The organism is Serinicoccus sp. CNJ-927 (genome assembly GCF_001942435.1).
Classification (GTDB): domain Bacteria; phylum Actinomycetota; class Actinomycetes; order Actinomycetales; family Dermatophilaceae; genus Ornithinicoccus; species Ornithinicoccus marinus.
The window spans coordinates 44916-63622 of record NZ_MKKF01000008.1 but is presented as its reverse complement, the minus strand read 5'-3'; the positions used below and the strand labels follow the sequence as shown (position 1 = coordinate 63622).

Genomic DNA, 18707 nt, shown 5'->3' with positions numbered 1-18707 from the left:
GGCTCGCGCCACCATGTATGTTGATTTAGTCAACTGACACTGGATAAGTGAGGATGAACTCATGGAGGGGACGGTCTACACCCCCGGCGCTGGGCACAGCCCACCGGTGCTGGCAGGGCGCGAGGACCTGGTCAACGAGTGGCAGCTGACCCTGAACGGTCTGGTCGCCCAGGGCCGGGTCGCAGCGCGAGACATGCTGCTGACCGGGCCCCGGGGGGTGGGCAAAACCTCACTGCTCACGGCCTACGGGAAAGCAGCGCGGGAGCACCACTTCGAGGTGGTGCACCTTCAGGCCGCCCAGCATCACGTCTCCCTGGTGGAATCGCTGGCGGGTCAGGCCCGGGCGAGGGTGGAGAAGGGCGAGAGCGTCTGGCGTAAGGCGCAGGGGGCGCTGACCCGGCTCAGTGGTCTCAGCGTCGGCGTGGCCGGAGTTAGCGTCGGCATCAACACCAGCGACGCCGATAGTCCACGCCCCGGCCCCGTCCACGACCCGGGCGAGCTCGCCCGGGCGTTGGACGCTGTGGCCGACGCCGTACGCCAGGACCGGGGAGGCGGCGGCGTGCTGGTCACGGTCGACGAGCTCCAGGCTGCTCACCCCAGCGACCTGACTCTCATCGCGGCCGCCCTGCACCGGTTGAACGTGGACCATCCCACCTCCCCGGTCGCCTTCGCCGCAAGTGGGCTGCCGCACACCATCGACGTCCTCACCAACGCCGGCGTGACTCACCCGGACCGGCTGTTCGTCCTCGAGCACATCCCCCTGACCCTGACCCGGACCCAGACCGAGCTGGCGATAGCCTCCCCGCCCAGCAGCACGACGTGACGTGGCACCCGCACGCGCTCGACGCGGTCGCAACGGCGTCCAACGGCTACCCCGCCCACATCCAGTTCATCGCCCACGAGATCTGGCAGGCGGCGGCCGGCCCTCACCAGATCACCGTCCAGGACGCACGCGAGGGCATCGAACGTGCCGGCAGTCAGATCAGCCGGCGTACCTTGGGCCCGAGGTGGGACCGGATGCCCGACCGGGAGATGGAGTACATGGCCGCCCTCGCACTTAACGGCGGCACCGCCACCACCCGACAGATGGAAACCGCTCTCGGCCGGAGCCACCGGAGCGCAGCCATGGTCAGACAGAAACTCATTGAGCAGGGCGACATCTACGCTCCACGGCGCGGTCAGGTCCGGATGAGTATGCCGGTCTTCGTGCCCTACGTCCTGGCCCGCTACGAGGAAGCCCGCGCCGAGTCCGGGTCAGCGCACATCCTCACCCTGGACCAGATGCGCGCCGCCCTGGACGCCGAATCCTCGCCGCAGCCCTACCCAGAGGCACCGGTGCTGTCTGCTCGCCAACGACAAGACCGGCAGGTGCCGCCACATCCCCGGTCACAGCAGCGAGGGCCGCAGCGATAGCCGAACTTGCTGACCACTCGCCTAACAGAGTTCGCAGTGAGTAGTTAGGGATTATTGCAACCACTCGCCCAGGCTAGGAGGCGGCTGCGTCCTGAGACTGTTCCAACCAGCCCTTGTGCCGGTCAAGGATCTCCTCGGTCCGTGCAGGCAGCTCGGGGGGCGGGAGGTGGTCGTCGCTGCGGTCTGTGACGTGCGCCCGGAGCAGCTTGGCGCTGTCCTGGTGGCGGCCTTCGGCGATGGCTATCGCGGCGAGGTCGAGGTTCGGGGTCTCTGCGTAGGGGTCGGCTTTCTTCGCGACCTGGGTCGCCCACCGTGCCTGGTCCAGGTCGCCGGTCTCCAGGCTGTGCACGGTGACCAGGTGGGCGACGGCGCCGATACCGACGACGAGGTACTGGTCGACGCGCTCGGCGTCCTGGAAGAGCCAGCCCCACCCCTGGGGTCGGAGCCGGTCGAACGGTTGGCCGGTCACCAGCTGCAGGGCGGCGAGGAGATCTGTGAGCCCATCGGGGCCGCGGGAGACCCCACGGGCGTGCAGCCGTTTGAACAGGTCAGCGTCGACGAGTACGCCGTGGAGGCGGTACAGCTTGACCCCGTCGTGCCGAACCACGTCGTCGGCATATGGCAGGTGCAGCTGCCCCGTCGCGGGGTCTTCACCGAGCCACGCGCGGACGGTGGAGACGTAGTCGCGGGCCTTCTTGCGGGTGAGGCCGAAGTCGTCCGCTAGCTGATCCGGGGTGGCGCCGTCGGGGCGCAGCGCGAGGTAGGCGAGGATCTCGGTGAGGTAGCCCTTGCTGTGGGACTGCGGGGCGCCGGAGGTGCGGGCCTGGACCGGCCCCAGCAGCTGCAGCCGGGCGCGCTTGCTCTGCGGGTCGTGCCACGCTGCGAGGTCGGCATCCAGGGTGGGGTCGGCGTCGCTGATGCGGTCCCGGGTCTGGGTGGTGACCGGTGGCGCGATCTGGTGCAGGTCCTCCTCCGTGGTCGCCGCGACGGCCACGCAGTCCTGCGCTGGTGCCGGGAGCACGCTCGCGGCGTCGTGGTCGTCGGTGCCGTTCACCGTCGAGTCATCCGGCAGCTCGGGTGCGCTCTGGTGTGGCGCCTGATGTGCCGGGGTGGACCGGTGCGGTTCGAGGAGCGCACCGGAGTGGTCGATGTAGTGGCGTAGGTCCTGCGGGTCGTCGACGTCGTGGCTGGGGACCGGTTGCTCGCGGTGGTCGTCGACGGCGGCGCAGAGCATCCCGACCCCGGCCGCTTCGTCGGCGGTGAGCCCGACGGCGACGAGGTCGAGCCCCACACCAGCGACCTGGACCCGGCCGTGGGGGGTGAGGTCCAGCAGCAGAGACGGGTTCCCGGCCCGGTCCTGGCCGGGCGTGGCCATCACAATGGCGGCGCTGACTCGGGCTGGGTCGGCGCTGATGGTGTCCGCGAGCTGTCGGGTCTGCTCGGTGTCGGTCCCGGCGATGACCAGGCGCGCGGGCCAGGTGTCGTCTCCCGTTCCGTGGACTCTGCCGGTGGCGGCGCTCACCTGGTGGTGCCTGGCGCGGGCGGTGGTCTGCTCCAGGTGGTGGTGCACGTGCTCGAGGTCGATGTCGGTGTCGGTGTCGGTGTCGTGGATGCTCACCCGTGAGGGGGCTACCGGCTGCAGCTCTTGTCCGATGCCGAGGCAGTCGATCTGCACGCTCTGCGACCACGGGTTGAGCAGGGCCCCGGCGGTGAGGTGCCGGGTCAGGTCGTGCGCCATGGTGGGGTCCCCGGAGATCGCGACGTGCAGGCCTTCGAGGTTGAGCAGCCAGGTGCCGTCGGTGTCGTCGGTTCCGATGGTCGCCAGCAGCGGGTAGGGCGCGTCGATATCTGGTGCGGGCCCGGTCAAGGGGTTGGCGAGGCGCCACCGGGTGCCGCTGTCGCCGATCGGTTCCCAGGGATGGGGCAGGTAGTCCTGCGGGTCGGCGAGGAACAGGTCGATGCCGTCCCGGTTGCTCAGCCGTGCCGCGACCAGCTGCGGCACGGACGCGGATGCGTCGCCGGCAGTCGGCGCGACCAGGTGCTTCAGGACCCGGTCCAGGGTCTCCAGGCTCACTGCGGCGACCGCGCCGACGGTCTGGGTGGTCTGCTCCAATGGCGCGAGCTCGGCCGGCAGAGGGACACCGACGTGCAGTCCGGGACGGCGGTGCCGGGACTGTGCCCGGCGCCGTCCCCGCAGCGCTAGCCACAGCGCCCCCGCGAGGATCCCACCGCCCCCGGCGAGCCCGGCCACCAGCCAGGGCACGGCACCCAGCACCGTTCGGTCGTCCTGTTCTGAGTCGGCCGCGGCCTCCCCGGGCTGCGTGGCAGCGGCCGGTGCCGAGCCCTCTGCCGGCGTGGTGTCCTCGCCGATGGCGACGTCGGGGGTGGACACGGCTCCCAAGTGTCGTCCCGCGACCGCGCCCCGGGCCGGCGCCGCGTCGGGTCCTACATCCTCCGGCGGTGTCTGCGCGGTCCCGCCTGAGTGTGGTTGTGAGGTCTCAGGTTGCGGGCCTGCGGCCCCCTGGTCGTCGAGGTCGGTGGCGTCGACAGGGACGTGCAGCTGCCACCCGGGTTGGATCAGGTCGGGGTCGACGAGGCGGGCGCCGGAGTCCTGGGTGATCTGGGTAGAGGCGGCGTAGATCTCCGGCCAACGGCCGGCGTCCCCCAGGTGCTGGGTGGCAAGGCCGCTGAGGGTATCCCCCGGGGCCACCGTCACGTCGATGGCTTCCAGGTCGCGGATGCGTTCCGGGGTGCCGGGCAGCCTGAGGACGGTGCCGGGGTGGATCAGGTGCGGGCTGCTCAGTTGCCCGGAGTTCTCGTCGTACACCTCCCGGTATCGTTCCCCCGCCCCGAGGTGGTCCTCGGAGATCTGCCACAGCGTGTCTCCCGGGCTCACTGTGTGTGTGGCCGGACCGGATCCCTCCTCGGAGGTCGCCGTCTCATCGGCGACGGCCTGCCGGGGCCCTTGCCCGGACCCGGGGTGGTCCTGCGCCTCGGGGACCGCGGGGCCGGTGGCGGTGTGGGCGATGGCCGGTCCGGCGGTGAGGTTGGCGCCCGCGGGGGCGGTGACCAGGAGCGTGAGGATGCTGGCGACCAGGGGCCGCATCAAGGCCCGTGGCATCGCCAGGCTGCTACGGCGGCTGGGCGCGGGCGCAGGGTGTGCCCGGGCCGGCGTAGCGCGCGGACCTGGTCGAGAACCTCGAGCAGACATGCACCGAGGAGCAGGACCCAACAGACCCACCCGGCCAGGATCGCTGCGGCGAGCACGAGGCGACCGTCGTCGGGGGCGGTCAGCGCCCGGCGCACCTGGTCCGGGTCGGGGAGCTGGTCCGGGAGCGGGTTGCCGCCCACGGCCAGCAACAGGGCGGGCAGGCCGGCGAGCACGGCCAGCAAGAGGGTCGTGGACAGTGCCGCCGCGGTGATTCGGCGCATCATTGCTCGGTCCCTTCGATGGAGCGGGTGATGCGGGACTCGGCGGTACCGGTCGCGGACAGCGAACCGATCCCGATGACGGACAAGAACCTGGTCGAGTAGGTGGTGGTGACGGCCACCTGCACCGTGTAGGGGCCGGTGACCGTGGCTGAGCCGTCGACACCGGCCGCGGACAGGTAGGAGTTCGCCGCGGCAGCCGCGAGAACAGGGGTGGCGACTGCGCCCTGACCGAGCACACCGCGAGGTTTCTCGATCTCCTGCCCGCCGGCGCGGGCGGCCTCCCTGGCGAGGCTGCGGGCCTCCTGCATGGCGTGGATGTGCCCGGAGGTGTCGACTGCCAGTCCCACCATGATCAGGGCGAGCGAGGCGAGCATGACGGTCCATAGGCTCACCGACCCCCGCTCTTTGTCGGCGCGCTGTAGCCATCGTCGGGTTTTCATCAGCCGTTCCTCCCTCGGAAGGTGTCCAGAGGGGAGCTGCTCGTCGACGTCAAGGTCCGTGACCCGGGGATCCCCGGCAGGCTCAGGTCGCTCATGTCCACGACGCAGCTGACGGTTGCGCTCACCTGACCCGGGGTTCCGACCGGCGCCCCGAAGGCGCTGGTGTCCAGGCTGACGCTGTGCGAGGCGCACCGCACATGCTGGTTGGTCAGTGAGGCGGCTACGGCACCGTCGGCGGCGCCGCCGGCCTCTCCGCCCGAGCGGGCGATCGAGGCCGCGCGGGCTGCCTCGGCCGAGGCGGCCTGCACAGCTTGCTGGGCCAGCGCCCACCGGCCAGCGAACACGATCATCATGACGAGGACGAGCAGCACCGGGGCGAGGATCACGAGCTCGACCGCGACCGCACCCCGGTCACCATGCCGGGTCCGGGCGGGTCGACGAGAGAGGGAGCTGCTCATCCGGTGATCCGTTCGACGGGGAAACTCGCGGACTGCACGATGGGTGGTGCCCACCCGGGAACGAGCGAGGGTGCGGTGCCGCTGACCGTGACGGTGGCCGTGGTCGTTGAGCGTGCCGCGCTGGTCGACGCACCGAGGAGGACGTCTGCTCCGCCGCCGCTGGCGAGGAAGTCGCTGGCCGCGGCCGCTCCGGCCCCGGCGCTCGATCGCTCCCCGGCCGCGACCCGGGCACGTCCTGGGCAGCACCCAGAGCCAGGGAACGGGCGTGGAACCACAGGCCGGACTGGACCATCATGAACAGGAACAGGAACAGCATCGGAGCCAGGATGACGATCTGCACGCTGGCAGATCCACGCTCACCGGCGGGCCCTCCCCCTGGGGGGTGGCCCGCCGGTGAGCGTCGGCTCCGGAAGATCATCAGCCCAGTTGACCCAACTGGCCGGTCACGAACGCTGTGACGCCGGCGATGACCAGACCGGCCAGGACGAACAGGCCGATGACGAGGACGACGAGCTCGACGCTGATACCGCCGCGCTCACCGTCCTGGTGCAGGGCGCGGGCCGTCCTGGTGATCCGGGTGTGCAGGGTGGTGGTGCGGCTCATGATGCTGGCCCTTTCTATGTGGGGAAGGTCCCCCTGGTGGGTTGCCGATGTGGTGGCGTGATCGTGGGTGCGGTGTTCCGGTGTTTGGGCGGGTGAAGGTTCGATGTGGCGCTCAGCCCCCTCCGACCAGCAGACGCAGCAGTTGCGGGGTGACGAGGATGCCCATGAACAGGACAGCCAGCAGAGTCATCGGCAGAGTCATCCGCTCGGAGACGGCGTTGGCCTCCGCTTTCTGCGCGAGCAACGTCGCCGACCGCATGCCGGAGCTGCGGGCCCGGAGCTGGTCGTACACCTGAGCGTCCTCGTCGCCGGACAGGCGCATGATGTCCGCCAGTTCGTGGAGCTCGTGCAGCCCGATCTCCTCACCGAGCTGCCGTAGCGCGTCCCACGGTGTGGTGCCCGACCAGCGGGTCCGGGCTAGTTCCTCGCGGACCCGCTGGAACGCCCAGGAGTCGCCTACCGCGGCGGCCTTCTCCATCGCGGGCCGGGGACCCGATCCGGCGGCCCGCTCGAGGGCCACCAGGTCGATGAAGGCGCCCAGTCCTCGGGAGAACTCGGCGCGGGCCTTACCGGCGTCGTCGATCACGTTGTAGGTGGGGATGAACCACAGGCCCAGTGCCAGGGTCAGGGAGGCCGCGACCGGGATGAAGATCGGCAGGCCCCAGAAGATCGTCGGCACCAGCGTCACGAGCGGCCCGGCCAGCAGACCCAGTGCGGCGAAGAGCAGCTTCTCCCCATAGAAGCGGGTCCGGGTCTTGCGCAGGATGGCGAGGTCCTGGTCGTTGACCCGGCCCCAGATCCGGCTCGGCAGGAGCCGTTCGCCGCTGACGCCCAGGACGTCGCGGATGTCGCTGCTGCGGGTCAGCCGGTGCTGGTGACGCTCTCGGATCTGCCGGGCGCCGGTAGGCGAGAGCCTGGACAGGGTCTCGTTGAGGTCCGGATGGGCCGGCAGCAGGCGCAACACGAGCAGGGCCACGCCGGCCCCAGCCAGGGCGCCGGCGGCGAGGAACAGTTGCAGCGTGCTCACGACGGCACCTGCTCGCGGACGGCTGACCCGATGAACCGCGGCAGAGGCTTGCCCTGGGTCATCATCCGCATCCACAGCAGACACAGGACGTAGCCGGTCAGCAGCACGATCAGGGCGATCTGCCCGATGGGGGTTCCGTAGGCCGCCACGTACTCGCCGGTCAACGCCAGGTACCCCAGGACCACGACGCTGATGCCGGTGATTAGGCGCACATTGGCGCGGGGTTTGGCCCGGTCTGCCTCAATCTCTCGTCGTCCTTTGACGTCCTCGGCGACAGACCGGGCCACCGCCTCCAGCACGGTGGCCAGGCCTGGCCCGCGCCGTTCGGCGCCGAGCACGAGGTTGGCGACGATCAGGTCGGCGGTGGGGTCGTCGAGGTCGTCGGCCAACAGTCGCAGCGCCGGCACGGTGCCCCACCGTGACCGCAGCCGACCCACCAGCCGGGAGATCTCCGGGCGGATCGGCTCGGGGGTGGACCGTAGCGAGGTGATCAGCGCCTGCTCCAGGCCGACGCCGGCGGTCAGGACCCCTGACACGGACCGAAGCCACTCCTCCATCGCCTCCAGCCGACGCAGCTCTTCGCGGGCCGGTGGGGCGCTCAACAGGGTGGGCAGACCGACCAGGACCGCCGGGATGATGACGATCGCGACCACCCACCCGGTCAGAACCGCGACAAGGACACCCGTGGCGAGGCCGACCAGGAGGCTGATCCGGGTCCGCCGGGTCAGCCGTACCCGCGCAGTCATACGTCGGCGTGGCCGGGGGGCCGTGACGGGGCGTGGGGTCAGGCCCAGGACCAGCAGCAGCAACCCGCCGGTGATCAGGGCACCGGCAACGGCGGGGATCACCAAGCTCATTCGACCCGTCCTTGTCCGCCGACGTAGCCGGCGAGGTCGAAACCGTGGTGGGCCAGGGACCGGTACTGGTCGGGCAAGATCTGCGGGGTCGCGACGCGGGTCCCCGGTTCGGCCTTGAACACCGTGGTGGTGGCGTACCCGAGCTGCTTCTCCCCCGGGGTCACGACCAGGATCTCCGAGATGTACCGGTACACCCTGGCGGTGCCGTCCGGTTGCGGTTCGACGTCCTTGGCGACGTGCACGATGACGTTGATGTAGGCGCTGACCGCGCGGACGGCGAAGGCGTGGTTCGCGTGCTCCCCGGCTTCCATGACGCAGGTGACGAGCTTCTCGATGGCGCCAACGGCGTGCGGTGCGTGGGTGGTGGAGATCGACCCGGTGCCGGACTGCATCGCCTTCAGCATGGCCATCGCCTCGGGCCCCCGGACCTCACCGACGATCTGCCGGTCCAAGTTCATCCGGAAGGAGTCGAAGAGCAGCTCGCCCAGGGTGACCTCACCGGCGCGGCGGCCGTCGGGGCCGAGCTCACCTGACCCGGGGCGTGCCTCGTAGGCGTAGCACAGCGGGTGACGGTCGGTCATCTCGTGCAGGTGCAGCTCGTACTCGGTCTCGAACGTGGCGATGACCTCCTGGCGAGGGATCTGTCCGCATAGCGCCCGCACCACCGTCGTCTTCCCGGCGCCCTGCGCCCCGGAAACCACCAGCGAACGACCGGACCGAACGACCGCGCCCAGGAAGTTGGCAGCGACCGGGGTCAGCGCGTCCAGGCCGACCAGGTCGTCCAACGAGACCTCCTGCATCCGGTGCCGGCGGATCACGACCTGCGGGCGGGGACAGACCCACGCCTGCGCCGCGAGCCGGGCTCCACCGTCCAGGCGCAGGTGCAGCCGTGGGTGTGCCGGGCTGAACGGGCGTGCGTTGACCTCGGACCGGTTCGCGACAAAGGACAGAAACTCGATCAGCTCCTCGTCGCTGTCCGCGACCCGGGGCCCAGGGACCTGCCGCCCACCGGTCAGGCCCAGCACGACCCGGTCGTGTCCGAAGATCATGATGTTCTCGACATCGTCGTCATCGACCAGGGGCTGCACCCGGCCGAGCCCGAACACGGCGTCGTGGACCGCGCGGCCCAGGCGCCCCGCCTGCGGCACCGTCCAGGCCTCCTGTCCGGCCCGGACACGTTCGGTCGACTCCCGGTTCAGGAGGTCGGTGATGATGGCCCAGCCGCGTTCGCGCTGCGCGGCGCGGTCCTCCAGCAGGTTCCCGGTGGACTCCTGGCTCAGCCGGTCGGCGACCTCCTGCCGCAGCGTGGCCACCAGCATCCAGTCCAGGCTGTCACTGTCCCGCCAGTCGCCCGCCGGGCGGCCAGCTGCGGTGGTCTGCGTTGCGGCGGCCTGGTCCGAGGGCGGGACGACGCGCAGCGAGGATTGCTGTGAGCCCAGCCCGGACAGGCTGAACGACCCCCGAGTCCGACCGGGGCGGCCCGGCTGGTTACCCGGCTCCCCCTGGCGGGGCTCCCGGTGCCCCTCCGGCGGGGCCTCGGAAGCGAACAGGGGCAGTCCAGCCGGGTCGGCCGAAGCCCCGCCAGCGGCCGGCGCCGTCTGATCAGTCTCCAGCCTCATCCGACCGCACCCTCCCCGGTGTCGATCAACTCTTCCTTCGCGGCCTGGACCGCGGCCGCGATCGCGGCGTCCGCGGACCGCAACGAGGCCACCAGCGGTGCCTGGTTCAGCTTGCGCACCTGGGCACCGGCGGAGAACACGGCCGCTGTCTTGGGGTCCCACTCCACCGTCGCGACGACCGGGACGCCCATCACGGCGGCGACCTCCTTGGCCCTGTACGGGCGGCCCGGACCGACCAGCAGCACACCCAGGGCGGCACCGGCGCCGAACTCCTCGAAGCGGGCCCGCAAGGTGTTAGCCCACGAGCGCGCCCCGGACAGCGACACCAGGTCCGACCGGGCCACCAGCAGGGTGAGGTCGGCTCCGAGCATCAACTGGCCAGCGGCACCTTCCAGCCCGAGCCGACCAAGGTCGATGATCGTGTCCTGGCCGGTGCCCCCCAGGGCCTTCAACGCGCCCAGCAGCGGGTCCCACAGCCCACTCAGGGCCCCTGCTTGCACGTGCGAGCGGACCCCAGGGATCAGGGTGACCTTGGTATCCGGCAGCGTGAGCGTCGCCTGCGGGACTGCCTCGCGCAGGCGTCCCTGGTTGTGCGCGACGTACAGGTCGATCAAGGAATCGGTCGGCATGCTCTGCCCACGCAGGTATCCCGCGAGGATCGGTGACCCACCGGTGGGGTCGGCATCCACCAGGATCGTCGGACGCGACCGGCTCAGCGCCAGCCCCACGGCGGTGGTGGTGACCCCAGGAGAACCCGAGGCGGAGGTCAGGGCGATCACGGACATGCGCTCAGTCCTCGCTGCTGTCCAGGATTACGGCGACCCGGCCCGCGGCGGCCCACGTTGCGGCCTCGCCCGCCCTGGTCTCGTCCAGAACCACGGACAAGATGACCTGCCCGGTCTCGCTCACGCTGAAGTTGGCGACCTCGGCCGGGATCTCGACCGGGTCGGACACCTGCGCCGGGTCACCCTGCCCGGCGGTCCCGACGACCCGGACCCGGTCCCCCACCTGCAGCGGTTCACCCGGGAGCGACCCCGGCGCGAGGGCCAACCCCACCACGGACTGGCCGGCACCGGGGACGACTTCCTCGACCACCACGTCCGGGGACAGCAACGTGCCGGCGCTCAAGTCCAGCCCGGCACGCTGGCCCACGAACGACTCCAGCTGATCGCCTGGCACGGTCCGCAGCGCCGGGTCGGAGTTCACCTGGACGACCATCAGGTCCTCGGCGCCGATCTGGGACCCGCGTGGCACGGTCTCCCGCAGCGCCACGACCGAGACGTTGTCCGTGGCCGCGGACCAGGCCCACACCGCCAGCAAGGCACCCGCAATGACCAGGGCCAGGGCCAGCAAGACCTGGATAGGACGCCGGCGCAACTTGGGAGGGGCAGTCACCTCAACCGAGGCTTCGGTCTGGGTGCCCTCCGCGGCCGGGAACTGCCCCTGAGGGGCTGCCGTGGTGGTCGACGTCATCATCTCTCCTGGAGTTGGCCGGTGGTCACTGCGTGATGACCTGAACCTCGCCGATGGCGATCTGTGTGGTCTGGGTGAAGTCGAGCTCGATCGTTCCGGACTGGCCCAGGCCCGCCCACCGGATCACCCAATAGGACGTCGCGGACACGTCGTAGAAGCCGTCGTCCTCGTAGTAGTCGTGCCCGCAGTCCGGGGACCGCGAGTCCATGAACGACTCCTGGTACGGGGTGCCGGGGGTGTCACAGACGATGACCTGCCCATCACCCATATCCCACTCGATCCGATCCACGGTCCCGGTCGCGGTGACCGAGTACGGGCCCGACGTCGCGGTCCTGGTGATCGGTCCCCACGTCGAGGGGCCCTCGTCGTCGACCCACAGCCACTGCGGCAGGCCCACCAGGCCGATGCTCCCGGTCTCCGTGTACGACAGCGGGGTGATCCCGATGTCGATCGCGCGCAGCTGCATCGACTCCACCGCCTGCTCCGCGAGCTCACGCGGGTCCGGTGGCGCACCCCACGGCGGGGCCGCAGACCACCGCAGCGTGCTCGAGGTCGGCAGCGGGTCCGTCAACGTCACCCCCCGAGCGCACTCATAGATCGCGCCATCGGTGCGCCCAGACCACACCGGGTCCGACCAGCCCGGCTGCGGGTCCGCGTACTTGGTGTGGCACGCCCACGACGAGGACCAGTAGTAGCCACCGACCACACAAGCGACCTCAGCCTCCTGCACCCAGTCCCAACACACGTTCTCGCCGGTGCCGCCCCCCTCCTCACCGCCGCCACCGCCACCGGGAGGGTAGTCCGGTGGTGGAGGCATCACGAAGATCAAGCACTGGCCTGTTGTTTCGCTGCGCTTCTCACAGTTGGCGGGATTCGCGGCGACGGGCAGGGCAGTCACCCAAGCCAACAGCCACCCCAGCACGAGCAAGCCGATCAGCCGTCGCACGGTTCACTCCGGCTCGTATCGTCGACCACGATCCACCCGTGCTCACCATCGTCATAGCGCTCAAGCACGTAGTCGTTGAGGATCAGATCTCCGGTTTCCCGATCCGGGGTGATGTCCTGGCCCTCAGCGTCAGACACCGTAATCTCGGAGTAGTCAACGCACGCAAGAACGTCAGCCTGATCCCCGTCTACAGCAACCTCGCGAACCTCCACATCAGTCAGACCTGAGATGGTCAGACCTTGCTCTCGTTCCGCCATGATCTGAGTCGTCCACTGGTCGCGGGCGACGTCGCGCGACCATGGGTAGATGCCCTCGATGTCACCTCCCGCGTAGGCCTGACTTAGCGCTTCGGCGTAGGCAAGCACTGTGGCCTCGACGTCGGACCGGTCCTGCTGGGCCGGCGACAGGGTGGGGGTCTCGCTCGTCGCGGCGGTCTCACTCGTCGATGGTGGCGCACTGGAGGTCACCGGTGCAGGGCTGGTCGGCGAGCCGGAGAGCTCGCCTTCGTCCCCGTCACAGGCAGCGAGCAGCAGGACCGTCGCACCGGCGACGACCACGAACCGGGCGGCCCGCGATGTGTCAGTCATTCTCGGAGTCCTCTCTCATCACTACGACAAGCCTCGGCCTGCCCCGCAGCGTTCACCACTCATCTGAAACGGCAGAATAGCACTAGCGTCACAGCGCCGCGCACTGCTTGTCATGGTCGCTTGTTCGCACAGCTCGGTAGACATCCCCTGCCAGGCCCTTCGCGTCAGCGGTCCCCGCCCTGCGCAGCGAAGACTATTCACTCAGCCAAAGGCTAGCCCGCATCTAGCTCCTCCCAGCCTCACTTTGACCAAGTCTTTACCCTCAGCCACGCCGGCACACCACTGTGGACGGCTCAGGCACGATCGTGGTGGAACGCGTTCTCGACCCTCCATGGCTCCACGTCGAGGGACTTCGCGAGCCGGGCTCGGACGTCCTCGGGAGGAAGGCGCGTGTACTCCCCTGACTCCCATCGGAACACGGTGCGCACTGAAACCCTCATCGCGGTCGCCAAAGCCGGCACCGACAGACCCGCCTTGAATCTCATCAGCCTCACGCCCGCTCCCCCGGCACGAGCTCGTCGACGCTCACCCCCACGATCTCTGCCAGGGCCGCCAACTGCGTATCGCGCGGGGTTCCCCGCCCCGCCTCCCATGCCGAGACCCGCTCCCCACCGGCGACCCCGAGGGCCAACGCGACAGCACGCTGTGTCATCCCTGCCTGCTCCCGAGCCGCCCTCAGAACGGCAGGATCAAAACACGAGATATCCGACGGCACGGGCACACACTCTATGTGCTCACCCCTCGCTCTGAGGGCCGCCTCCGTCCCTCAGGCGTCGTGTGCGAGGCGGTCCCGCCGCTCCCTCAGGGCACGGGCCCACTCACGAGCATCCTCTAGCTGATGCTCCGTCATAGATCGGACATCACCATGGCTACCGCCCTGCCTATGTTCTGTGGGTTCAGTTGAACTCGAGGAGACGACAACGGGAACAACAACTACCTGCGGATCCACCTCGCGGGCGCTGCCCTCGTCTGAGGCAGGGGAGTCTGCTAGCAAGGTCTGGGCCTGACGCGGAGACTTGAACGCGGGAGCCTTGGAGGCGGGGGGCTTGCTCTCGGCACTCCGGATCAACGCGCCGGTCTGCGGGTTGCGGATAGTGCGGGCGGCGGGCGCGCCGACTTCGACGGTGCCGAAACCAGGGAAGGAGACCTTCTCACCGTTTTCGAGCTCGGCCGAGATGGCCTCGAGGACCGAGCTGACGACCTTGTCGGCAGCGGCCGGGGTCATGCCTGCCTCGCGGGCGACGGCCTCGACGATGACCTTCTTGCTCATGCCGCTAAACCTCTCCGGGGATTCTGCGCTCACTCATCGCACCCCTGGTCTTTCTACTTCGGCGTCCAGGGCACGGTTCAGAATCAAGTCCAGCATCGTTGCCTGCTCCTTTGCTAGATCCTCTGAGTCCATCGCCTTAACTGCGTCCCAGACCCGCTCGGCGGGCATGCTTGCGGCGTTCTCCCACAGGATACTCGCCATGGTCCACCAGCGCTGTCGCGCTTCGCTGCCGCGCTCACGTTCTGTCTCTTCGCGTCGGGCTTCCCGGTCCAGGGCGTCCTGGTCGATTCGAGACTGCCGATCCAACTCGGCTTGCTCGGCCCTGGCTTCGCGGTCCAGCCTCGCTTGCTCCCCTCTGGCTTGCCGCGCGTCCTCGATCTGCCTTTTCACGCCGAACCAGGCGAGGACTGCCGCGACAAGAACCGCGACGGCACTGGCCGTTGGTGAGTCCAGCAGCACCCAAATCCCTTCGACCCAGCTCGAGGGCACTTCGGGATCAGGAGCCGCGCCAGCCGGCATCGGATTACGCATCGTCGCCTGACGTGTCCACGGTGCGGGCAGCAACAGCAATCGCCGCCGTCACCAGAACAGTAACTGGGACCCTTCCCAGACCCGGGTATGCCTCCTCTGCCTGCTCGACGGCGGTGGCCAGGGTCTGGTCGAACACGGTGTACTCCGCCGGGTTGAGCCGGGCGTTCACCTGAGTTCGTCCTGTCGCGACGACATTCTGACCACGAGGTGCGCGTAGGTCAGGCTTGACCAGCGCGAGGACCTCGTCCACCACGGCCTGTTGGTGCTGCTCACACGTCCAGGCCACAACCTGCCCCCATGAGGGACGGCCTACCCCTTTGACCAGGTGCTGGGCGCGGGCGTACAGGTCCGCTGGCACTTTCCCGGATCGTGTCACGATGCCGCCGCCTCCCCCGGTGCCCTTGCCTCCGAGTCCACGAGGGCGCGCAGCCAGCTCTCTGGTCCTCTCAGCGACGTGGGACGGCTTGTGGTCCGCGTCCGCCGACCGCGGCGGCAGCAGGTCCTTTAGTGGTTCCTCGGTCGGGACCGGCGGCATCGACGGCTCGTCTTCAGCTGCCCGGGAGGCATCGAAGGCATTGGTGCGCCGTCGTGCTGTTCTCCGTAACTCCGTCATACCAGGCTCCGTTCGCGCATCCTGGTCAGGATCTCTCTGGTCAACGCCTCGTAGTCGTCAGCCAGCCCGGTGCCCGACTTCGAGCCCCTGGACCACCAACTCACGCTGTCGCCCTGTGCCTTCTGCCCGTTCGCCCGCGCCCTAAGGCCCTCGAGACGCGAGCGGCGCTGCCTGACTGCCTCCACAGACACCTCCCGGGCACTCAGTCCGTATCTACGAGCATCGGCAGCCTCCGCCCGCTTGTACCTGATGGTGCTCGTGAACGGTGGGACGTCACCGAGCATTGCAGCGAGGTCCTCCAGGACTTCTCGATTCTGCTTCGACGCCGCCGGGTCGACCTTGGTCAGCACCGCGCCCAACAGCTCGATCTCCGAGCCGGCCTTCACCGCCCGTGCGTAACGGGCTCCGACAGTCTCCACACCCGCGAGAGATCCCTCGTCCCAGATCGTGGGGACCACCAGCCATCGGGACGCTGCCATGTACGCATCCAGCAGCCTCGTGTCACCCGGCCCCGAGTCCACCAATACGAGGTCATAACCCTTCATCTCGCACAACCGCCCCAGAGCGGCACGCAGATTCTCCTCCAGAGACACCTCGGCTCCAGGGGTCAGGGACGCCCCCAAGGCGCCCTGTAACTCCGGACCGCCACACACCACATGCATCTGGTCCGAAACTTGCGTGGGGACTATCTCCGAGCCGTACTGCATTGCCATCGCCAGGTTCCGCCCACGGTCACCTTCGAGCCCGAAATCAACCCCCGACAAGTTCCCTTGCGGGTCTCCATCGACCGCCAACACACGCAGTCCCTCTCCCGCCGCGACACCCGCGACGGAACGACAGACCGAGGACTTCAACACACCACCCTTGCGGTTGGCAACCAACACCACACGAGATAACGCCTCAGACCACTGATCCATACTGCACACGCTACCGACTAGTCACCTGCGCCTCAGTAGCAACACGCTTCTTAGTAAGACATGACACACCCGCTATACCCATAGCTATACGTATAGCATGGCCCATGACATGGGGGGTTGTTGTCCTTGAGGTCGCTTGCGTGCCCTGGCCACGAAAGTGACCCAGGGCGACTTTCTGATGGACGCGCTGACGGCCGCTCAGGGCCGTCTGGCGGACCTGCTGGCCGCGGGTGAGACGAAAACGACGGTCGACGACGGGTTCTTGCTCCGGCCCTCCGGCCGGCTGTGCAGCTGCCGAGCTGCCCCACAGCTGCACAGGATGAACGTGGCCGCGATCGACGAGCTGGTGGTGAACTCGAAGGCCTCCCCGAGGTCGGCGCTGTGCGCGGCGGCTCTGCGCTACTACCTGGCCGACGCTACCGTCAGCTGACGATCTGTCTGGTCCGCTTCTCGGGGGTCGCCAGGCCGTCGGCGGCTGTCGGAACAACAGTGCTGAGTTCGCGCTCGATGCGGCCGCGGGGCTGCAGGTCGCGTGGGATTCCGTGATCGGCTCGATGCTGGTGCCAGGCTCTGGCGCGGGCGACCTGCAGTGGCGGGGGGAGTGCTGCGTACGATTCGGCGCGCTCGAGGCGCCTTTCGTCGTTGGCATGCGCGGCGACCCATGCCTGGTGCCGGCGGACGGGGTCGAGACCGAGCCGCCGTTGTCGACGCACCAGACTCGTCTTGACCGTGTGCTGCTCCTGGACGCTGCTCGCGGAGAACTGCTCCTCCAGAGCGGCTCGGCGCGATGACCGCTCGGCGGGGGAGAGTGCCCGCCACCAGGCGACCTCCTTGGCTCGCTGACGTTTGTGCGCGAGGGCCTGCTGCGCACGCCACGACGACGGCCTAGGTGCCCTGTAGTCAGCTCGCTCTGCCTCGATCGCAGCACGAAGCTGTTGCTGGCGGATGTCGGCCTGGTGTGCCGCCGTCGGGTCGAGTCCAGGGCCGCGACGCCACCTACCGTGCTCGTCGCACCTGGCCAACCCGATCTGCGCCAACCAGGTCAGCGCGCAGCGAAGTGTCCGTTGCTGGCCTGGGGTGAGCTCGGGTGTGCGGGACATCTGGGCAGCAACTGCGAGGTCAGTGGGGGAGAAGGGATCTTCGGTCAGAGCGCGTAGCAGCAGCCAGGTGTGGGCGGGGCAGCCTTCGGGGAGGCGTTCGGGGGAGGGGGTGTGAAAACCAGGTGGGGGGATTTGCTGTTGTCCCCCCACCTGGTCTGGTGCGGCCGGTATCTCTGCTTCGTAGCTGGTGGTGGCCCGTTCCGCGGGGTCGAGGGTGTCCCGGTGGATCCTCAGGACCCCGGTGCGTTCGAGGCGTGCAAGGTGTTGGCGGATGGTGCGACGGTCGGTCAGGGCGGTGTCCAGGACCAGGTCCCGCTCCGGGACGGGTATGCGCCGGTGCCCGGTGCGCTCCATCCGGTCCAGGACGGTGTGCCCGATGATGAGGAAGTAGGGGCGGGAGCGCTCGGGTACTCCCCAGGCTGCGTCGGTCAGCTGGGCTCTGGCGTGTCCGATCGCGGCGGCGGTGGTGTCGTCGGGCCTCGCCGGGCCGGTGTGGTTGTCGTCGGCCCGGACGGCCGGGTCCCAGACGTGTGTGGTCCACCAGGTGCGCCCCTTGGCGCGTGCCTTGGTGAAGGCCTTCGGGTGCGCCGTGGTGATCCGCGACCATGCGCTCTGCGGGTCGTGGCCGGCCCAGAGCAGGTGGGCGGTGGCTAGGGCTTCGTAGTTCGAGCGGCTGGCCGGCTGGTCGGCCGCGATATCCGGCCGCACGCCCTGAGACAGGTACTTCTCCCAGGGCGCGGGGAGGTCGCGGCGGCCACGGTGGCGGCGGGGGAGTAGGCCCACGCTGGGGGAGCGGGGCGGGCCGCTACCAGGCGGTGGCTGGTCGTGTGCCTGGCTGGTCCGGCCCTGCTGTGCCGTGGTCGCTCGGCGTAGCGTGGTCAACGCGGTAGTGAGGTGACCCAGGGGGGCGGTCCAGCCGCCGGTCCGGTGCGGGGCCGACAGCGGCCGGAGCGTGGACCGCAGGTCGATGGTGGTGCGGGAGGCCCTCCACCGGGTCCGCAGCTGCTCCAGGTGCTCGCTCAGGCCGTCGCCGTGGCCACCGACAGCGACCAGCACGTGCGCACGCCCCTCACCGCCCCCCGAGGGCCGCACCAGGTGCCACAGGCCGCGATCGCGGCACCATGCCGCGATCGTCTCGGTCACCGCGTGGCCACGTTCACCGGTCAGGTCGACGTCGACCGCCCTGATGTCGTCGACAAGCCTCCCGACGACGGACGCGACCAGACCTCGTCCGATCAGGTCCAGGCCTTGCTCGGCCGAGGTCACGACCACGCCCGGAACCCGCTGGTTTTTCGCGTCGATCACGAACCACCCCGACCCCTGGAACAATGCCTGGTCCAGCTGGGTCACTACGGCAGGGACACGCCGAACGCTCGCCGCAGGGGCAGGCTGAGATGATGGTGCTACGCTGGGCAGCACAG

22 protein-coding genes are annotated in these 18707 nt (G+C 69.4%); 3 read left to right on the top strand and 19 right to left on the bottom strand.

The features are described 5' to 3' along the window. Window positions 1-61: 61 nt before the first annotated feature. Together BJF86_RS03370 and BJF86_RS03365 are read left to right on the top strand one after the other, a co-directional pair. The gene (locus tag BJF86_RS03370; RefSeq protein WP_075816972.1) at window positions 62-823 is read left to right on the top strand and encodes an ATP-binding protein; all 762 of its coding nucleotides are present in this window, start codon (window positions 62-64) and stop codon (window positions 821-823) included. Further along, window positions 820-1413 carry a hypothetical protein gene (locus BJF86_RS03365; protein ID WP_075816971.1) on the top strand — a complete coding sequence of 198 codons (594 nt, stop codon included), beginning with the start codon at window positions 820-822 and terminating at the stop codon, window positions 1411-1413. Before BJF86_RS03370 ends, BJF86_RS03365 begins: the two co-directional genes overlap by 4 nt. 73 nt (window positions 1414-1486) lie before the next feature. Here BJF86_RS03365 and BJF86_RS03360 read toward each other — a convergent pair whose 3' ends face one another. The 18 genes from BJF86_RS03360 to BJF86_RS03275 all read right to left on the bottom strand — a co-directional run bounded on the left by BJF86_RS03360 (window position 1487) and on the right by BJF86_RS03275 (window position 16186). Then, window positions 1487-4534 carry a LysM peptidoglycan-binding domain-containing protein gene (locus BJF86_RS03360; protein ID WP_158068364.1) on the bottom strand — a complete coding sequence of 1016 codons (3048 nt, stop codon included), beginning with the start codon at window positions 4532-4534 and terminating at the stop codon, window positions 1487-1489. Further along, window positions 4519-4845, bottom strand: coding sequence for a hypothetical protein (locus BJF86_RS03355; RefSeq protein WP_143553669.1), 327 nt, complete (start codon window positions 4843-4845; stop codon window positions 4519-4521). The genes BJF86_RS03360 and BJF86_RS03355 overlap by 16 nt, the downstream gene beginning before the upstream one ends. After that, window positions 4845-5237, bottom strand: a complete 393-nt coding sequence (locus BJF86_RS03350) for a pilus assembly protein (protein ID WP_237768061.1) — start codon at window positions 5235-5237, stop codon at window positions 4845-4847. Before BJF86_RS03350 ends, BJF86_RS03355 begins: the two co-directional genes overlap by 1 nt. A gap of 47 nt (window positions 5238-5284) precedes the next feature. Continuing rightward, window positions 5285-5743 (bottom strand): TadE family protein, encoded by a 459-nt coding sequence (locus BJF86_RS03345; protein WP_075816967.1) that lies wholly within the window; start codon window positions 5741-5743, stop codon window positions 5285-5287. Further along, window positions 5697-6161, bottom strand: a complete 465-nt coding sequence (locus tag BJF86_RS19720) for a TadE/TadG family type IV pilus assembly protein (RefSeq protein ID WP_083652677.1) — start codon at window positions 6159-6161, stop codon at window positions 5697-5699. Before BJF86_RS19720 ends, BJF86_RS03345 begins: the two co-directional genes overlap by 47 nt. Next, a complete protein-coding gene (locus tag BJF86_RS03335; protein WP_075816966.1) occupies window positions 6161-6346 on the bottom strand; it encodes a hypothetical protein in 186 nt (61 codons plus the stop codon). Before BJF86_RS03335 ends, BJF86_RS19720 begins: the two co-directional genes overlap by 1 nt. A gap of 112 nt (window positions 6347-6458) precedes the next feature. Continuing rightward, window positions 6459-7373, bottom strand: coding sequence for a type II secretion system F family protein (locus BJF86_RS03330; RefSeq protein ID WP_075816965.1), 915 nt, complete (start codon window positions 7371-7373; stop codon window positions 6459-6461). Then, entirely contained in the window at window positions 7370-8230 is an 861-nt protein-coding gene (locus BJF86_RS03325) for a type II secretion system F family protein (RefSeq protein ID WP_075816964.1), read from the bottom strand. The genes BJF86_RS03330 and BJF86_RS03325 overlap by 4 nt, the downstream gene beginning before the upstream one ends. Then, window positions 8227-9549, bottom strand: coding sequence for a CpaF family protein (locus BJF86_RS03320; protein WP_083652676.1), 1323 nt, complete (start codon window positions 9547-9549; stop codon window positions 8227-8229). Before BJF86_RS03320 ends, BJF86_RS03325 begins: the two co-directional genes overlap by 4 nt. A gap of 296 nt (window positions 9550-9845) precedes the next feature. Beyond that, window positions 9846-10634 (bottom strand): hypothetical protein, encoded by a 789-nt coding sequence (locus tag BJF86_RS03315; RefSeq protein ID WP_075816963.1) that lies wholly within the window; start codon window positions 10632-10634, stop codon window positions 9846-9848. Between the two features lie 4 nt (window positions 10635-10638). Beyond that, a complete protein-coding gene (locus BJF86_RS03310) occupies window positions 10639-11244 on the bottom strand; it encodes an SAF domain-containing protein (RefSeq protein WP_237768060.1) in 606 nt (201 codons plus the stop codon). 103 nt (window positions 11245-11347) lie between these two features. Continuing rightward, window positions 11348-11899: a hypothetical protein gene (locus BJF86_RS03305; protein ID WP_143553667.1), complete on the bottom strand. Its 552-nt coding sequence runs from the start codon at window positions 11897-11899 to the stop codon at window positions 11348-11350. Between the two features lie 356 nt (window positions 11900-12255). After that, a complete protein-coding gene (locus BJF86_RS03300; protein WP_075816961.1) occupies window positions 12256-12855 on the bottom strand; it encodes a hypothetical protein in 600 nt (199 codons plus the stop codon). Window positions 12856-13345: 490 nt separating this feature from the next. Then, window positions 13346-13570 carry a helix-turn-helix transcriptional regulator gene (locus BJF86_RS03290; RefSeq protein ID WP_269087248.1) on the bottom strand — a complete coding sequence of 75 codons (225 nt, stop codon included), beginning with the start codon at window positions 13568-13570 and terminating at the stop codon, window positions 13346-13348. Between the two features lie 51 nt (window positions 13571-13621). Beyond that, a complete protein-coding gene (locus tag BJF86_RS19715; RefSeq protein ID WP_414819927.1) occupies window positions 13622-14125 on the bottom strand; it encodes an HU family DNA-binding protein in 504 nt (167 codons plus the stop codon). A 33-nt stretch (window positions 14126-14158) separates the two neighbouring features. Then, window positions 14159-14644, bottom strand: a complete 486-nt coding sequence (locus BJF86_RS03280; RefSeq protein WP_075816959.1) for a hypothetical protein — start codon at window positions 14642-14644, stop codon at window positions 14159-14161. A gap of 4 nt (window positions 14645-14648) precedes the next feature. After that, window positions 14649-14906: a hypothetical protein gene (locus BJF86_RS18605; protein WP_237768059.1), complete on the bottom strand. Its 258-nt coding sequence runs from the start codon at window positions 14904-14906 to the stop codon at window positions 14649-14651. A 359-nt stretch (window positions 14907-15265) separates the two neighbouring features. Further along, the gene (locus BJF86_RS03275) at window positions 15266-16186 is read right to left on the bottom strand and encodes a ParA family protein (RefSeq protein ID WP_075816958.1); all 921 of its coding nucleotides are present in this window, start codon (window positions 16184-16186) and stop codon (window positions 15266-15268) included. 157 nt (window positions 16187-16343) lie between these two features. Between BJF86_RS03275 and BJF86_RS03270 the strand changes: the two genes are divergently transcribed. Beyond that, window positions 16344-16616 (top strand): hypothetical protein, encoded by a 273-nt coding sequence (locus BJF86_RS03270; RefSeq protein ID WP_075816957.1) that lies wholly within the window; start codon window positions 16344-16346, stop codon window positions 16614-16616. Here the strand turns inward: BJF86_RS03270 and BJF86_RS03265 are convergent. Next, window positions 16609-18636, bottom strand: a complete 2028-nt coding sequence (locus BJF86_RS03265; protein ID WP_075816956.1) for a hypothetical protein — start codon at window positions 18634-18636, stop codon at window positions 16609-16611. The genes BJF86_RS03270 and BJF86_RS03265 overlap by 8 nt on opposite strands. Between the last annotated feature and the right edge of the window lie 71 nt (window positions 18637-18707).

Excerpts from the sequence above, each read along its gene's own strand:
- BJF86_RS03370 (WP_075816972.1), top strand. The coding sequence starts at position 62 with ATGGAGGGGACGGTCTACACCCCCGGCGCTGGGCACAGCCCACCGGTG.
- BJF86_RS03360 (WP_158068364.1), bottom strand. The coding sequence starts at position 4,534 with ATGCCACGGGCCTTGATGCGGCCCCTGGTCGCCAGCATCCTCACGCTC.
- BJF86_RS03355 (WP_143553669.1), bottom strand. The coding sequence starts at position 4,845 with ATGCGCCGAATCACCGCGGCGGCACTGTCCACGACCCTCTTGCTGGCC.
- BJF86_RS03345 (WP_075816967.1), bottom strand. The coding sequence starts at position 5,743 with ATGAGCAGCTCCCTCTCTCGTCGACCCGCCCGGACCCGGCATGGTGAC.
- BJF86_RS19720 (WP_083652677.1), bottom strand. The coding sequence starts at position 6,161 with ATGATCTTCCGGAGCCGACGCTCACCGGCGGGCCACCCCCCAGGGGGA.
- BJF86_RS03335 (WP_075816966.1), bottom strand. The coding sequence starts at position 6,346 with ATGAGCCGCACCACCACCCTGCACACCCGGATCACCAGGACGGCCCGC.
- BJF86_RS03325 (WP_075816964.1), bottom strand. The coding sequence starts at position 8,230 with ATGAGCTTGGTGATCCCCGCCGTTGCCGGTGCCCTGATCACCGGCGGG.
- BJF86_RS03320 (WP_083652676.1), bottom strand. The coding sequence starts at position 9,549 with ATGCTGGTGGCCACGCTGCGGCAGGAGGTCGCCGACCGGCTGAGCCAG.
- BJF86_RS03315 (WP_075816963.1), bottom strand. The coding sequence starts at position 10,634 with ATGTCCGTGATCGCCCTGACCTCCGCCTCGGGTTCTCCTGGGGTCACC.
- BJF86_RS03300 (WP_075816961.1), bottom strand. The coding sequence starts at position 12,855 with ATGACTGACACATCGCGGGCCGCCCGGTTCGTGGTCGTCGCCGGTGCG.
- BJF86_RS19715 (WP_414819927.1), bottom strand. The coding sequence starts at position 14,125 with ATGAGCAAGAAGGTCATCGTCGAGGCCGTCGCCCGCGAGGCAGGCATG.
- BJF86_RS03280 (WP_075816959.1), bottom strand. The coding sequence starts at position 14,644 with ATGCCGGCTGGCGCGGCTCCTGATCCCGAAGTGCCCTCGAGCTGGGTC.
- BJF86_RS03275 (WP_075816958.1), bottom strand. The coding sequence starts at position 16,186 with ATGGATCAGTGGTCTGAGGCGTTATCTCGTGTGGTGTTGGTTGCCAAC.